The 15378-nt window shown below is 35.1% G+C and carries 15 protein-coding genes; 11 read left to right on the top strand and 4 right to left on the bottom strand.

Translation table 11 applies throughout. From position 1 onward, the window contains the following. Window positions 1-28: 28 nt before the first annotated feature. Both ppiB and A9G28_RS12200 read left to right on the top strand, forming a co-directional pair. Window positions 29-520, top strand: coding sequence for a peptidylprolyl isomerase B (gene ppiB / locus A9G28_RS12205; RefSeq protein WP_065568462.1), 492 nt, complete (start codon window positions 29-31; stop codon window positions 518-520). After that, window positions 513-1265, top strand: a complete 753-nt coding sequence (locus tag A9G28_RS12200; protein ID WP_065580849.1) for a UDP-2,3-diacylglucosamine diphosphatase — start codon at window positions 513-515, stop codon at window positions 1263-1265. Before ppiB ends, A9G28_RS12200 begins: the two co-directional genes overlap by 8 nt. On the opposite strand, the gene modC is transcribed toward A9G28_RS12200, so the two are convergent. Genes modC through modA form a run of 3 tightly spaced genes read right to left on the bottom strand, consistent with a single transcriptional unit; the run spans window position 1244 to window position 3398 of the window. Then, complete coding sequence (modC, locus tag A9G28_RS12195) at window positions 1244-1924, bottom strand: molybdenum ABC transporter ATP-binding protein (RefSeq protein ID WP_065580848.1); 681 nt, start codon at window positions 1922-1924, stop codon at window positions 1244-1246. The two genes, A9G28_RS12200 and modC, sit on opposite strands and share 22 nt — an antisense overlap. Before the next feature lie 6 nt (window positions 1925-1930). Continuing rightward, complete coding sequence (modB, locus tag A9G28_RS12190) at window positions 1931-2620, bottom strand: molybdate ABC transporter permease subunit (protein WP_065580847.1); 690 nt, start codon at window positions 2618-2620, stop codon at window positions 1931-1933. Between the two features lie 25 nt (window positions 2621-2645). Next, window positions 2646-3398, bottom strand: a complete 753-nt coding sequence (gene modA / locus A9G28_RS12185; protein WP_065580846.1) for a molybdate ABC transporter substrate-binding protein — start codon at window positions 3396-3398, stop codon at window positions 2646-2648. Window positions 3399-3692: 294 nt separating this feature from the next. On the opposite strand from modA, the gene A9G28_RS12180 reads away from it, so the two are divergent. The 9 genes from A9G28_RS12180 to amtB all read left to right on the top strand — a co-directional run bounded on the left by A9G28_RS12180 (window position 3693) and on the right by amtB (window position 13899). Further along, window positions 3693-4469 (top strand): TOBE domain-containing protein, encoded by a 777-nt coding sequence (locus tag A9G28_RS12180; RefSeq protein WP_065568457.1) that lies wholly within the window; start codon window positions 3693-3695, stop codon window positions 4467-4469. 15 nt (window positions 4470-4484) lie between these two features. Continuing rightward, window positions 4485-5957, top strand: coding sequence for a molybdate ABC transporter ATP-binding protein ModF (gene modF / locus A9G28_RS12175; protein WP_065580845.1), 1473 nt, complete (start codon window positions 4485-4487; stop codon window positions 5955-5957). A gap of 383 nt (window positions 5958-6340) precedes the next feature. Further along, complete coding sequence (gene uvrB, locus A9G28_RS12170; RefSeq protein ID WP_065568455.1) at window positions 6341-8344, top strand: excinuclease ABC subunit UvrB; 2004 nt, start codon at window positions 6341-6343, stop codon at window positions 8342-8344. Between the two features lie 24 nt (window positions 8345-8368). Then, window positions 8369-8719 (top strand): RidA family protein, encoded by a 351-nt coding sequence (locus tag A9G28_RS12165; RefSeq protein ID WP_065580844.1) that lies wholly within the window; start codon window positions 8369-8371, stop codon window positions 8717-8719. Between the two features lie 168 nt (window positions 8720-8887). Next, the gene (gene purE, locus A9G28_RS12160; protein WP_065580843.1) at window positions 8888-9388 is read left to right on the top strand and encodes a 5-(carboxyamino)imidazole ribonucleotide mutase; all 501 of its coding nucleotides are present in this window, start codon (window positions 8888-8890) and stop codon (window positions 9386-9388) included. A 1-nt stretch (window position 9389) separates the two neighbouring features. After that, on the top strand, window positions 9390-10466 hold the full coding sequence (gene purK, locus A9G28_RS12155; RefSeq protein WP_065580861.1) for a 5-(carboxyamino)imidazole ribonucleotide synthase: 1077 nt from the start codon (window positions 9390-9392) through the stop codon (window positions 10464-10466). A gap of 47 nt (window positions 10467-10513) precedes the next feature. Then, the gene (dgt, locus tag A9G28_RS12150) at window positions 10514-12001 is read left to right on the top strand and encodes a dGTPase (RefSeq protein WP_065580842.1); all 1488 of its coding nucleotides are present in this window, start codon (window positions 10514-10516) and stop codon (window positions 11999-12001) included. A gap of 257 nt (window positions 12002-12258) precedes the next feature. Continuing rightward, window positions 12259-12597: a P-II family nitrogen regulator gene (gene glnK / locus A9G28_RS12145; protein WP_065568451.1), complete on the top strand. Its 339-nt coding sequence runs from the start codon at window positions 12259-12261 to the stop codon at window positions 12595-12597. 21 nt (window positions 12598-12618) lie between these two features. Further along, window positions 12619-13899, top strand: a complete 1281-nt coding sequence (gene amtB, locus A9G28_RS12140) for an ammonium transporter AmtB (protein ID WP_065580841.1) — start codon at window positions 12619-12621, stop codon at window positions 13897-13899. A 115-nt stretch (window positions 13900-14014) separates the two neighbouring features. Here amtB and A9G28_RS12135 read toward each other — a convergent pair whose 3' ends face one another. Continuing rightward, window positions 14015-14488 (bottom strand): hypothetical protein, encoded by a 474-nt coding sequence (locus A9G28_RS12135; protein WP_065580840.1) that lies wholly within the window; start codon window positions 14486-14488, stop codon window positions 14015-14017. Between the last annotated feature and the right edge of the window lie 890 nt (window positions 14489-15378).

Raw genomic sequence — 15378 nt, 5'->3', positions numbered from 1 at the left:
TACATTAAATAAAAATAAGGAATATGTAATGATTATATTTCACACTAATTTAGGTGATATTAAGATCAAAACTTTTGACGATAAAGCCCCTGAAACCGTCAAAAATTTTGTTGAATATTGTAAAGCTGGTTTTTATAACAATACAATCTTCCATCGTGTTATTAATAATTTCATGATTCAAGGTGGCGGTTTTGAACCAGGCATGAAGCAGAAAAAGACGAATGCGCCTATTAAAAACGAAGCAGATAATGGTTTAAAAAATGATCGTGGTACATTAGCGATGGCGCGCACATCAGATCCACACTCTGCGACAGCTCAATTTTTTATCAATGTAGTTGATAATGATTATCTCAACTTCCGTTCTGCTGACGTTAATGGTTATGGCTATTGCGTGTTTGCACAAGTCACTGATGGGCTTGATGTGGTTGATAAAATAAAAGCTGTAAAAACAGGGCGCAGTGGCATGCATTCAGACGTTCCTGTTGAAGATATTATTATTACGAGTGTAACGGTTGAATAATCCAGCTCGTTATTTTATTGCAGATATTCATCTAGCAGATAATAAACCTGCTTCTGGTTATAGCGATATAACCGCAGGTTTTTTGTCTTTTCTAGATACCTTACCTGAAAATTGTGAGCTTTATATTTTAGGCGATCTTTTTGATTATTGGGTTGGTGATGATGTAAAGACTGAATTACATCAACAAGTTGTCCAAGCATTGTACCGGTTATCAAAACGAGGCATCACTAAATATTTTGTGCATGGAAACCGCGATTTTCTATTAGGTAAAAAGTATGCTCAGCAATGTGATATGACTATATTGCCAGAAATTAATTGTTTACCTAATCAAGAAACAAATATCGTATTTTTACATGGTGATTTATTATGTATTGACGATTCTCAGTATCAAAAGTTTAGAAAAATCATGCATAATAAATGGTTACAAAAACTGTTTTTATTACTGCCTTTGTTCCTTCGACTAAAAATTGCGGCTAAGCTGCGACAAAAAAGTAGCCAACATAATCAGATAAAATCTGGAACTATTATGGATGTAAATCAACACGCTGTGGTCAAGATGATGGCGGAGCATAAAGCTGATATTATGGTGCATGGTCATACACATAAACCTGCAACTCACCATTTTCAAATTGAAGGGCGCAGTGCAACTCGCCTTGTTCTTGGCGCATGGCATGATGGTGTGACATACATTAAGCAATCACAAGATAGCAATACTTTGGAGCTTTATAGCCATTCTTTCAAATAATCACTTTGTAACACATGCTCGGCCTTACCAAATTCAATCAGCTTCCCTTGATCTAATATTGCCAAATTATTGGCTATCTGTTTAACTTCATTAATATTATGGGTCACATAAATAATGGGTATATTTAACTCATTAGATAATTTTTTAATATAGATTAATAATTCCTTTTTTCTTGGCATATCAAGTGCCGAAAGCGGTTCATCCATCAATAGCAATAACGGGTTGGTTAATAGCGCTCGACCAATTGCCACTCGTTGCTTTTCGCCACCAGACAAAGTGGCTGGATAACGATTTAATAATGAACGAATATTAAGCACATTGACGATTTCGTCAAATTTTGACAGATTTAAATTCTTAGCTCCATAAGTAAGGTTTTTTATAACTTTATAATGAGGGAAAAGTAATGCATCTTGAAAAATGGTGCCAATCTGCCTATTTTCTGGGGCAATAAAAAGATGCCTATTGCAATCAACCAGAAGAGTATTATTTAGTTGAATATAGCCATGATCAGGCTTAATTAACCCATTAATAAGGTTAATTAGTGTGGATTTTCCCGATCCAGAAACCCCTAAAATAGCGGTGATACCTTGACATTTTATGTCATGCTTGAATTGGAACGAAAATGAAGCCAGTTGTTTGCTAATTTGTATTTGTAACATGAGTTATTATCCTGCAATTTTGTTTTTATGCCAACGATTTAACCATTCGGATAAAAAAAGTGCAATTAGTGATAACACAACTGAAATAATACAAAGCCGTAGTGCACTGTGTTCACCGTTGGGAATTTGCAGAAATGTATACATTGCGAGAGGTAAAGTGCGGGTTTCACCTTGAATATTTGATACGAACGTAATGGTTGCACCAAATTCTCCTAAACAACGTGCAAAACTTAGCACCATTCCCATTAAAATGCCAGGAACAGCTAAAGGTAACGTGATAGTTATAAACACTCGCCATTTATGAGCACCAAGAGTACGAGCTACGTTTTCAAGGCGGATATCAATCGATTCAATGGCTAAACGAATTGATCGAACCATTAGCGGAAAAGCTACCACCGCCGAAGCTAAAGCTGCCCCCTGCCAATTAAAGCTGAAACTGATATTAAAATTATTATTTAACCATTCACCAATTACACCATGCCGGCCCATAGTTATTAGCAATAAATAACCTAAAACTACGGGAGGTAAAACAAGTGGAAGATGTATAATGCTATCAAATAACGATTTACCAAAAAATTGACAGCGGGCTAATACCCAAGCAGTTAAAATTCCTATTGGTAAGCTAAACCCAATTGCCGAAGTAGCTATCTTTAAACTAAGTAATAAAGTTTGCCATTCAAATTCACTTAATAACATATTTCAAAATACACTTGGCGATAAATTATTTTATTATAAAACCGTATTGTTTAAAAATGGCTTTAGCTTGTGGCGAATTTAAATATTGATAAAAATCGTTTGCTTTGGGATTCAATAAGGTAATGGGATATTCTATAGGCTTAAAAGTATCCATAGGGAATGTCCCAATAATTTTTACCTTATCGCTTACCTTTGCATCTGTGCTATAGACAATACCAAGCGTAGCTTCATTACGCTCGACTAACATCAATGCGTCACGTACATTGCTAGCAGGAGCAAATTGTGGTGACAATTTATTCAATATTCCTAAATTGGTTAAGGATTCTTTGGCGTAAAGCCCAGCAGGAACATGATCTGGATCGCCAATGGCTATTTTTTCCCCTTTAGGTAAAATTGCTTCCCAGTCAGTTTGAGTATTAATAACAATATGATTTAATTTCGATTGCTTGGGAGCAATAAGAACCAATGTGTTTTTCAAAAGATCTTGTTTATCTTTAGCTACGTTATGTTCAATAAGGTAAGTCATCCACTTTTGATCCGCTGACATAAAGATATCAGCAGGTGCACCTTGTTCAATTTGTTTAGCTAATACTGATGATGAAGCAAATGAAAACACAATATCGGTATCTTCATGTTCAACTTTATAAATAGCAGCGATATTCTGTATAGAATCAGTCAATGACGAAGCGGCAAATACCGTTATTTTTTCGGCTGCTGATGCTAAAAAGGTTACTGTCATCATTATGATAATTTGCAAAATTCCAATAACTTTTTTCATTTTACTCCTCACAATAATAGTAAGTTTATTTGGGCTGACAATGCTATATATTGGATTGATTATTATAAATAAATTTTATGTTATCAATAGAATATTTAATAATCGCTATATAAAAAATAACATATCGATAATAACAAACTTTATCTATAAAGTACAATTAAACAAATTCTATAAAACGGTTTTTTATAAAACAACCAATAAGATTTTTAACTTTTTTGAAGGAATGTCAAAAAGGGTCTACAATAATTACCTTACTCTTTCCTTTAATTAGTTGATTGTTCATGGTGTTACATTATGTTTTCTCCTGAAATTTTATTAACGTTGAATATTCATCAACAGCTATTTACCGACCCGAGGCGCATTGCGTTGTTAAAAGCTATTGAACAAACGGGGTCATTAAGTCAAGCTGCCAAGGAAATTGGGGTCAGCTATAAAACAGCATGGGACGCTATCAATGAGATTAACAAGCTAGCGCCTAAGCCTTTTTTAATTACAGCAATTGGTGGTAAAAATGGAGGAGGAACTAAGTTGAGTGCCTATGCTGTTAGATTTATTCAACTTTATGAATTATTAACTCATCTACAACAAAAAGCATTTAATATTCTTAGTGACGACAAAATTCCATTAGATGATATTTTAAAAGCCACAGCCAGTTTATCTTTGCAAACTAGTGCACGTAATCAGTTATATGGTGCTGTTAAACAGATTCAAACAAGTGGGATTGCTGGATTTATTACTGTGCAGTTAAGTGATAATAAAACAGAGCTAAAAGCTTACATCACTCAACCAAGTATTGAACGGTTAAAGTTGGGTACAGATAAAACAGTCTTGTTGCTAATTAAAGCTCCCTTAATTGAATTGAACGATGCTAATGAGAACTGCCTATCGGTCACTATTGAAAAAATCACGACTGATGGCAAATGGAGTGAAATCGCTTGCTCACTACCCTCTGGCATTGTGCTTTATGCTAGCAAATTAGCTAATGAAATTAAGCAATCGAGATTAATTATAGGCAAACAGGTTAAACTATCTATTAATCCACAACATATTATTGTTACTACATTAGTTTAGTAATATGAGGTTATCATGCTACAGATAGAAAATGCACATTTTAAAATTAATGACTACCAAGTTTTTACCATTGAATCATTAACAATTCAACAAGCTGGTAATGTTGCTTTTGTGGGGCGTAATGGCAGTGGTAAATCTGTACTTGCTAAAGCATTGGCAGGCAAACAAAAACTATTATCAGGGAAAATTATCAATCAATTTAAATCTATAGTTCATATCTCTTTTGAACAACTTCAAAAACTGATTAATGATGAATGGAAGCGAAACAATACTGACATGTTAAGTGAAGGTGAAAATGATACGGGGCTGAGCACTGAACAAATTATTCAACAAAATATGAGTAATCAAGAGCTTTGCCAGCAACTAGCACAACAATTTGGGATTGAACATTTATTACTTAGACGTTTTAAATATCTTTCAACGGGGGAAACACGTAAAACGCTAATCTGCCGAGCGCTAATGCAACAACCTGATTTTTTAATATTAGATGAACCTTTTGATGGTTTAGATACCGCATCCCGTGAAAATTTAGTAGAAATACTTGCAGTGCTTGCAAAGCAAGGAGTCACTATTGCTCTTGTTTTAAATCGATTTAACGAGATCCCTACTTTTATCGAAAATATTGGTATATTAGCCGATTGTCAACTATTGAAAATTGACACAAAGCACACAATATTAAACGATACAACAGTTAAGCAATTAGCTGATTTAGAAAATATACCCAATATGTCCTTACCAGAGGCCGATGAACCCCCAACACCATTAGCCGATCAATTAGATCGTGTCATATTAAAAAATGGTTATGTCTATTATGATGATACAGCAATTATTAATGGATTAACTTGGCAAGTAAAAGCCAAGCAAAATTGGCAAATTGTTGGGCCTAATGGCGCAGGTAAATCAACGTTATTAAGTTTAATAACAGGCGATCATCCGCAAGGATATAGCAATGATCTTACTTTATTTGGGCGCAAACGTGGTTCGGGTGAAACGATTTGGGATATTAAACGCCATATCGGTTATGTGAGCAGTAGCTTGCATTTGAATTATCGTGTTAGTTCTAGTGTTAAAACCGTGTTATTGTCTGGCTATTTTGATTCGATTGGTGTTTACCAAGCAACAAGTGATAAACAAGCTAAACTGGTTGATGAATGGTTACAATTGCTAGGGTTGCAAGCGCAAGCAGATAAACCGTTTCAGTCGCTTTCTTGGGGGCAACAAAGGTTAATACTTATTGCCAGAGCTTTGGTCAAACATCCGACACTGCTTATTTTAGATGAACCGTTACAAGGGCTTGATTATCTTAATAGAGAATTAGTAAAACGCTGGATAGATCGTTTAATTAATGAGGGGCACACACAGTTGATATTTGTTTCTCATCATGCTGAGGATGCCCCAAAATGCATCACACATCGATTAACTTTTGTTCCTGAGTTTGATCATAGCTATCAATATCAAATTGAACAGCTAAGTAAAATAATTAGTTAGAACTATTAAAATTGATGTTAAAAATAGAAATGATCTTCAAAATAAAAAGGATTTTTTTTTGAAAATTTATCTTGATAAATGAAAACATTTTATAAAGGCTACACTTATGAAGTTATCCCCGTTACCTGTGGATAACTCTGTTAATAGTTTATTGAAAAAAGCGCTAACCCCAGTCACTATCAGGATTTTTCTTGATTTGATTGTAACTTAAGCATAAAAATGTTTTTTGTTTAATATCAATAAGATACCATAAATCAAGAGGTGCATTTGTTGTTTTTTTTATAAATTAAAAAGGAAGCTGAACAAAAAATAGAAGATTTTTGAAGGTCAAGTCCTTTTGGGGATAATTTTTTATTAATAGGTAAAATATTAGGTTGTGAGTAATGAAAAAATTTAAATTATGTTCCGAATTTAAGCCCGCTGGTGATCAACCTGAAGCTATAAAAAAAATTAATCAAAATCTTGATGACGGAATTGCACATCAAACTTTATTAGGGGTAACAGGATCGGGTAAAACATTTACTATGGCAAATGTTATTGCTCAGCATAACCGCCCTACAATCATTTTGGCGCCCAATAAAACATTAGCAGCCCAGTTATATGGCGAAATGAAGGCTTTTTTCCCGGAAAATGCGGTGGAATATTTTGTATCTTATTATGATTACTATCAACCTGAATCTTATGTGCCATCAACTGATACTTTTATTGAAAAAGATGCATCAATCAATGAACATATAGAACAAATGCGTCTTTCTGCCACTAAATCACTATTAGAACGGCGTGATGTTGTGATCGTTGCTTCGGTTTCAGCCATTTATGGTTTAGGTGCGCCAGAAACGTATATGTCGATGATATTGCACTTAACAAAAGGCACGATTACTGATCAGCGCTCAATCTTAACTCGTTTGGCTGAATTGCAATACACTCGTAACGAAATAAACTTTAGCCGTGGTACGTTTCGCGTGAGAGGGGATGTGATAGATATTTTTCCTGCTGACTCTGATGAGCTTGCTGTACGTGTTGAGCTATTTGATGATGAAGTCGATCGTATTGTAATGTTCGATCCTTTAACAGGTAGCAGTGTTAGTGAAGTATCGCGAATCACCATTTATCCTAAAACGCACTATGTTACACCAAGAAATATTATGGAAAATGCCATAGCACAAATTAAACAGGAGCTAAAAGAACGGCAAAAGGTGTTATTAGACAATAATCGCCTATTGGAAGAGCAACGTTTAACCCAGCGAACACTATTTGATATTGAAATGATGAGTGAACTTGGTTACTGCTCTGGGATAGAAAATTATTCACGCTTTCTAGCTCAACGCAATCCAGGTGATCCACCTGCAACGTTATTTGATTACTTGCCAGCAGATGGTTTATTGTTTATTGACGAATCTCATGTTGCTATTCCGCAATTGGGGGCAATGTATAATGGTGATCGTTCTCGAAAACTTAATTTGGTTGAATATGGATTCCGCTTACCATCAGCGCTAGACAATCGACCTTTAAAGTTTACTGAATTTGAAAATATTATGCCACAAACTATTTATGTATCAGCAACACCAGCCAAATATGAAATAGAAAAATCTGGTGGAGAAATCATTGAGCAAGTAGTTAGGCCTACGGGGCTGCTCGATCCTATTATCGAGGTTAGGCCCGTTGCTACACAAGTTGATGATCTGCTATCTGAAATCAAAATTCGTATTAATAACGACGAGCGAATATTAGTAACTACACTAACTAAACGTATGGCAGAGAACTTAACTGACTATTTGTCAGAACATAGTGTCAATGTAAAATACTTACATTCAGATATCAACACAGTTGAACGAATGGAAATAATTCGAGATTTACGCTTAGGAAAAGTGGATGTACTCGTTGGGATTAACTTATTAAGAGAAGGGCTAGATATACCAGAAGTCTCTTTAGTGGCAATATTAGATGCTGATCGCGAAGGTTTTTTGCGCTCGGAAAGTTCTCTCATTCAAACTGTTGGGCGCGCAGCTCGAAATGTGAATGGTAAAGCCATATTGTATGCTGATAGAATAACGCCAGCTATGCAAAAAACGATTGACGAAACTGCTCGCCGTCGAAAAAAACAAGAAGACTTTAATACAACGCATGGCATTACACCAAAATCGGTACGCAAAGAAATTAAAGACATATTAGAAGCAGGTTTAAGCACTAAAAAGTCAACAGCCAAAGTACAGGCATTTGAACCAGGCAAACCATACCATTATGTTTCAGTTAAAGAAGTACAAGCAAAAGTGAAAGAACTTGAAGCAATGATGTATGAAGCTGCTCAAAATCTTGAATTTGAAAAAGCAGGTGTGTTGCGTGATGAAATAAAAAAATTACGTGCGGATTTTATAAAAGTATCTTGATGGCGCATTTAACAAGGAAAAAAGATGACAATAACTCGAATTGATCCAGATGATCGTTGGTCTGAAGCTGTGATCCATAATAACGTTATTTATTACACAAGCGTTCCTACTAATCTTGAAAATGACGCTTATGTGCAAACCAAAAGTGCATTAGCTGAAATTGACAAAATATTAGCCCGAGCTAACAGTGATAAAACGCGTATATTAGATGTAACATTATTTTTAGTTAATAAAAGTGACTTTGCAGGTATGAATAAAGCATGGGACGAATGGGTAGCTAAAGGTAGTGCACCAGTACGTTGTACAGTGCAAGCTGAGTTAATGAAAAAAGAATATTTGATAGAAATTAAAATCGTGGCAGCAGTAAAAGCCTAGTTTTTCTATTATCGCCGATACTATTCGGCGATACCTCTAAGGTCATTTTCTTTACCTCGTTAATTGTAGCTTTTTTGTTGCTAAGTGATAAAGCCATTATGATCCCCATTAACAAAATTTTAGTGTATACTTTGCATACATTCTATTTTAATTATTCTCACATTTGCTATGCACACTCAACCTAAAATTGCCATTGTTATGGGATCTAAAAGTGATTGGAATACAATGCAACATGCCGCTGATATTCTTGATACATTGATTATTCCCTACCATGTTGAAATCGTTTCTGCTCACCGTACTCCTGATAAATTATTTCGCTTTGCCGAAGATGCTAAGCAAAAAGGCTTTGATGTGATCATTGCGGGTGCTGGTGGTGCTGCCCATTTACCTGGCATGTTAGCAGCCAAAACACTCGTTCCTGTATTCGGTGTTCCCGTGCAAACTGCTACCCTAAGTGGCGTTGATAGCTTATATTCCATTGTGCAAATGCCTAAAGGCATTCCTGTTGGCACATTGGCAATAGGCAAATCGGGGGCAGCCAATGCGGCATTACTTGCTGCGCAAATTTTAGCTTTGCATGATAAAGCTATTTATCAACGTTTATCAACATGGCGATTCAATCAAACGGATGATGTATTAAATCATCCCGATCCAAGAGTGAATGCATAATATGAAACTTCGATCTGTTTGTGTACTGGGTAACGGGCAATTAGGACGAATGCTTAAGCAAGCTGGTGAACCATTAGGTATTAAAGTCTACCCTGTAGGGTTAGAGGAAGAACCAACGACAATTCCATATCAACAATCAGTGATAACCGCCGAAATAGAACGTTGGTCAGATACACCATTTACACAGATTCTAGCTAAACACCCTCATTTTATTAATCGAGATATCTTTCCGCTTATTGCTGATCGTTTAACGCAAAAACAGCTACTCGATCAACTTGGTTTACCTACCGCCAAATGGTTTTTACTTAATCAATCTCAGGATTGGCAAAAACTGTTTACCGAACTGGGTGAGCTATTAATTGTTAAACGCCGCACTGGTGGTTATGATGGGCGAGGGCAATGGCGAATTTCGGTTAATAACCCAATAAACGTGCCAGATGATCTCTATCAGCACGCTATTGTTGAACAAGCTATTCCATTTGACAAAGAGATGTCATTAGTGGGCGCTCGTAACGCAAAAGGTGAAACAGTATTTTATCCTCTTACCCATAACTTACATCAAGATGGCATATTAAAAATGAGTGTTGCAGTACCTAATGCTTCCCATTCATTATTACAGGCAAAAGCTGAAAAAATGCTATCTGCCATTATGCATAAATTAAATTATATTGGTGTAATGGCAATGGAATGTTTTATTGTTGGTGATGAATTACTGATCAATGAACTTGCACCGCGCGTGCATAATAGTGGACATTGGACGCAAAATGGTGCCTCAATAAGCCAATTTGAGCTACATCTTCGAGCTATATTAGGGCTGCCATTACCTAAACCTGATGTGTTTGCACCTTCGGTTATGGTTAATTTAATTGGCACAGAATTAAATATTAATTGGTTATCTATCGATTTAGTTCATCTACATTGGTATGAAAAAGAAGTCCGAGTCGGGCGTAAAGTAGGGCATTTAAATTTAACTCATAATCAACCTGACAAATTGCTAAAAGCATTAGACACTTTAATATTGCTATTGCCTTGTGATTATCAAATAAGCATTGAATGGGCAAAACAAAAATTATTGTAATTTAGTAAGTTAAACCAATCAAGGCGATTAAATTTAAGGGTAGATCCATGGTCAACTTCAACCAAAAAATTAATTATCAGCGTTACGCCAGTAAACAGCGTGAAATACTGTCTGATGAGTACTCAATAGTGCGTTGTTTTGAAAGCGATCGCGAGCGTATTATTAATTCCGCTGCCATTCGTCGATTACAACAAAAAACGCAAGTCTTTCCACTAGAACGAAATTCAGTGGTTAGAACACGGCTCACTCATTCTATGGAAGTGCAACAAGTGGGTCGCTATATTGTTAAAGAAATCGTCAATCGACTAAGCAAATCTAGACAACTAGAAAAATATGGATTTGATAATTGCGTAATGGCTATCGAAAGTCTGGTTGAGATGGCCTGTTTAATGCACGATATTGGCAATCCCCCATTTGGTCATTTTGGTGAGGCTGCTATTAATCAATGGTTTACGTTACGCCTAGGGCTTGGAAAACCCACAGCTTATAGTGAACTTGATATAAATGATAACGATACCGATGAAATCAAAAAACTTAAAACAAAAATCCGCCAAGATCTATCTAATTTTGAAGGTAATGCACAAGCAATTCGATTAGTGCATACAATATTGCGTCTTAATTTAACCTATTCACAAATTGCCTCAATTCTTAAATATTCCAAACCGGCCTATTGGTCTAAACAAGTGCCGGCTGAATTTTCTTATTTAATGAAAAAGCCAGGTTATTATTTATCAGAAGAGCCATTTATAAAAGAGCTATCTAAACAGCTTGATATTAAACCATTCCATCGATATCCATTGACCTACATTATGGAAGCTGCCGACGATATCTCATATTGCATTGCAGATCTAGAAGATGCTGTTGAAAAGAAAATCCTAACAGTAAAACAGCTCTACGCATACCTAGCAGAAGCATGGGGAGCAGTTAAAAAAGACGATCTGTTTGATACCGTTGTGAATCGACCTTATGAAAACTTAAAACAGAATGGATTTGATGTTATTGGTATTGATCAGTTCTTTATGTATTTACGTGTTAACACTATCGGTAAGCTGGTACCCCATGCAGCGGAACGTGTTATTGAAAATATTGAAGCAATCTATCATGGATCATTTAATTATGCTTTACTTGAAGATCATAGCGCTGAATATAAATTACTAAATATTTTTAAAAAAGTTGGATTTGAACATGTATTCAATCATGAATCGGTCGAAAATATTGAACTTCAAGGATACCGAATTATTAGTGGGTTGCTTGATATTTATAGTCCATTGCTTAATATGCCAACTCATGACTTTTTAAAATTGGTTGACAATCAACATCACAAACATTATCCCATTGAGACACGCTTATATCATAAATTATCCTCAAAACATTGTGTCGCTTATAAACAAGCAATCAGCGAACTTAATTCAAATAAAACAAGTTTCGTGTGTATGGAATTTTATTACCGATGCCGATTATTGCAAGATTATATTAGTGGTATGACCGATCACTTTGCTTATGATGAATATCGCAAGTTAATGGTCACATTCTAGCTTGTAGCAATTGATTAAATGATTGGGCACTACTAATATGCATTGGCACCAGATTAGTGCGTGGCTAATAGTTAAAGTATCCAAATAAACTGTAATTATTTATATTACTCATCATTGAGAAAAACGATTAAGCCTAGATCTTTATTTCAACTACCTTCCATATTCTTTTTAAATAACGCAATTTAGTTCAAGTTATCAATTTCTGGCATGTTCTTTGCATTATTCATTTTGTATCTCAAATTTATTAGGAGCATTAAATGAAATTAGTCACTGTAGTTATAAAACCTTTCAAATTAGAAGAAGTTAGAGAAGCGTTATCTAATATAGGTATTACAGGATTAACTGTCACTGAGGTTAAAGGTTTTGGGCGTCAAAAAGGCCATGCAGAGCTATATCGTGGTGCCGAATATAATGTCAATTTTTTACCTAAAGTTAAAATCGACTTAGCCATTAGCGATGATCAGCTTGACGAGGTTATTAGCACTGTAGCTAAGGCTGCGCATACTGGCAAAATTGGCGATGGCAAAATTTTTGTCACTGCACTTGAACATGTAGTGCGTATACGCACTGGTGAAACCGATGACTCGGCGCTGTAATTTATTGTTAAGGGTATCATTATGTTGAAAAAAGCTATTTTATATTTAACGATTTTATTTTCAAGTTCTGCTTTTGCTGGAGAAGTTGGCATAGCTGATAAAGCTGATAATGGATTTATGATGATCTGCACAGCATTAGTTCTGTTTATGTCTATTCCGGGTATTGCTTTATTTTATGGTGGTTTATTGCGCTCTAAAAATGTGTTATCGATGTTAACACAAGTATTGGTTGTTTTTTCGCTAATTTCTGTGTTATGGATTGTTTATGGTTATTCACTTGCTTTTGGAGAGGGTAACTGGTTTTATGGAAATTTGAATCACGCATTATTAATAGGTATAAGTATTACTAATGTATCAGGAGCTATTTATGAATTAATTTGGGTCGCATTCCAAGGATCGTTTGCTTGCATTACCTGTTGCTTAATTCTGGGAGCTTTTGCTGAACGGATTCGTTTTTCAGCAGTACTCATTTTTATGGTGCTATGGTTTACATTTTCATATATTCCTATGGCGCATATGGTATGGGGTGGTGGTATCTTAGGTGATGAGGGAGCACTTGATTTTGCCGGTGGCACTGTAGTACATATTAATGCAGCGGTTGCAGGAATAATTGGTGCTTATTTTATCAAAAATCGCATTGGTTATAATCGTGAACCACTAAAACCGTTTAATTTGCCTTATGTTTATCTTGGTGCAGCCATTCTTTATATTGGATGGTTTGGCTTCAACGCCGGCTCATCAACACATGCTGACGAAATTGCTGGTTTAGCTTTTATTAACACAGTTGCAGCAACTGCCGCCGCAGTTTTAGCATGGACATTGGCTGAATGGTTCTTCCGCGGAAAACCATCTTGCCTTGGTTCAGCATCGGGTGTGATAGCTGGATTAGTAGGGGTAACGCCAGCCGCAGGTCTAGTCGGGGTAGGTGGGGCTATGTTAATTGGCTTTATTTGTGGTTTTGCTGGTGTTTGGGGCGTATCAACACTCAAACGAATTCTAAAAATTGATGACACTTGTGACGTATTTGGTGTACATGGTGTATGTGGCATCGTCGGTTGCATATTAACAGGTGTATTTGCATCAGAATCCTTAGGCGGTGTTGGTTATACACAAGGTATTACTATGGTAAGCCAAGTTGCTATTCAGTTGATGAGTATTATAACTTGTGTAATTTGGACCACGGTTATTTCTTTTATTTCTTATAAAATTGCAGATCTTTGCGTTGGTTTGCGTGTATCAGAAGAACATGAAAGAGAAGGGCTTGACATCAATAGCCATGGTGAAAGTGCATTTAATAGTTAACTGCAAACACAAAAAAGCTCATATTTCGAGCTTTTTTGTTTCCTACTATTGCTATAATGTTGTGGTCGTGCTTAGTGTGTTACTTTCTATTCTACTTATTGTGATATTCCAAAGCTTAATCGTCCCAAAGCATAATTGCATTATCATCAGTTAAAATTAAAGGTGGCGCAAAAAGATACTCTTTAACTTTAGCGGGTAAAGCTTGCATATCATTAAAATTAAACTGCAACTCAGGGTAAGCGTTAGCGATTTTTTTGATTCGAGTATCTAATAACTCCTTTACCTTATTAGATTCTTTGGTAATAGCAATTTCATCTTTCAGCATACTAATCTGCTTTTTATGGTGCTCTGATTCAAATATTTCATTAAAAATAAAGGAAAAACCGCCTTTATTAATTTTATTACTATCATGATACTCCCTATATTCGGAATGGTGTAATTTAAGTTCCTTAACACGTAATGCAATAATCTCATCAATATGATCAGTGTAATAATTTAATGTAGGATCTAAATAAGCTAATGTTCTATGTTCAGGTATTGCATCATTACTATGTACTAAGGTAAATAAAGGTTTTTTAAATGTCTTCATTCTGTCACTTCCTTTTTAATTAAAAGAAAAAGGTAACAAGACCTTCAATACCAAAAAGCGATTGTTACATTTTACGTAAAGATCTTTCAGGGTAACATGGCGCTTTAATATAAAGATCAATAATATTTCAAATAGTTATTTTAATTCTTCAAGAAATATTCAAACTAATGAGTTCGAATTACAAAGCAAAAAAGTTTAAAAAATAAAAGGCTATTGGTAACAGCCTTCGCTAGATAAACAGTTCCAAATGAAAAAATAACTAAAGCATGTTCGTAACATACTAATACTCAAAATATCAATTGTTATATTCTAAGGCTAGGCTAAATAGCCTTATTTACTTATAGGTCATGTTTTAAAGGCGAAGACGGTATCAACCAATAGCACAACGCCTTTACTTAATACTTGACTAAAACATCTCAAGAGTCGAATAACGAACTATTTAAATAGTCATGACTCTTATTAAGACACATTTAGTTTTGGAGAGTTCAATAATATTGCTAGATATAATTTTTTTTGTTAAAGGTTCTTCTTTAAACCTCATAAATACAATGTAAAACTAACACATCTATCATAATAATTTTTAACATGTTTGATTGCTAATGCGTAAAAATAGTGTGACTTATAAAGTTATTCATCTTTGGACTAAATTTTAGCAAAGCTAGCTAAATTGACAAAACAACTATAGATATGGTGATGATAAATTAGGTTTTCAATACCCGAGGGCATTATTACTTCATTGCTTTTGCAATACTAACAAATAAAGCTAGTTCACTATTTATTAATCAAGACGAAATCAAATCATTATACCACTTTTTTACTAAATAATAAATACAAATGTTATTCAACACTTCAGTTAGTATCTAATCAATGCTTAATAATAAGCTAAAGGT

The sequence above is a fragment of the Gilliamella sp. Fer1-1 genome (assembly GCF_001690825.1).
In the GTDB taxonomy this organism is placed as follows: Bacteria; Pseudomonadota; Gammaproteobacteria; order Enterobacterales; family Orbaceae; genus Gilliamella; species Gilliamella apicola_C.
Note: the sequence above shows the minus strand (reverse complement) of the source record. Positions and strands in the feature narration are given on the sequence as shown.

Coding starts and splice junctions, on each gene's coding strand:
- purK (WP_065580861.1), top strand. CDS start 9,390: ATGAAACTTCGATCTGTTTGTGTACTGGGTAACGGGCAATTAGGACGA.
- A9G28_RS12180 (WP_065568457.1), top strand. CDS start 3,693: ATGTTTTCTCCTGAAATTTTATTAACGTTGAATATTCATCAACAGCTA.
- purE (WP_065580843.1), top strand. CDS start 8,888: ATGCACACTCAACCTAAAATTGCCATTGTTATGGGATCTAAAAGTGAT.
- A9G28_RS12165 (WP_065580844.1), top strand. CDS start 8,369: ATGACAATAACTCGAATTGATCCAGATGATCGTTGGTCTGAAGCTGTG.
- uvrB (WP_065568455.1), top strand. CDS start 6,341: ATGAAAAAATTTAAATTATGTTCCGAATTTAAGCCCGCTGGTGATCAA.
- ppiB (WP_065568462.1), top strand. CDS start 29: ATGATTATATTTCACACTAATTTAGGTGATATTAAGATCAAAACTTTT.
- dgt (WP_065580842.1), top strand. CDS start 10,514: ATGGTCAACTTCAACCAAAAAATTAATTATCAGCGTTACGCCAGTAAA.
- modB (WP_065580847.1), bottom strand. CDS start 2,620: ATGTTATTAAGTGAATTTGAATGGCAAACTTTATTACTTAGTTTAAAG.
- A9G28_RS12135 (WP_065580840.1), bottom strand. CDS start 14,488: ATGAAGACATTTAAAAAACCTTTATTTACCTTAGTACATAGTAATGAT.
- modF (WP_065580845.1), top strand. CDS start 4,485: ATGCTACAGATAGAAAATGCACATTTTAAAATTAATGACTACCAAGTT.
- amtB (WP_065580841.1), top strand. CDS start 12,619: ATGTTGAAAAAAGCTATTTTATATTTAACGATTTTATTTTCAAGTTCT.
- glnK (WP_065568451.1), top strand. CDS start 12,259: ATGAAATTAGTCACTGTAGTTATAAAACCTTTCAAATTAGAAGAAGTT.
- modA (WP_065580846.1), bottom strand. CDS start 3,398: ATGAAAAAAGTTATTGGAATTTTGCAAATTATCATAATGATGACAGTA.
- modC (WP_065580848.1), bottom strand. CDS start 1,924: ATGTTACAAATACAAATTAGCAAACAACTGGCTTCATTTTCGTTCCAA.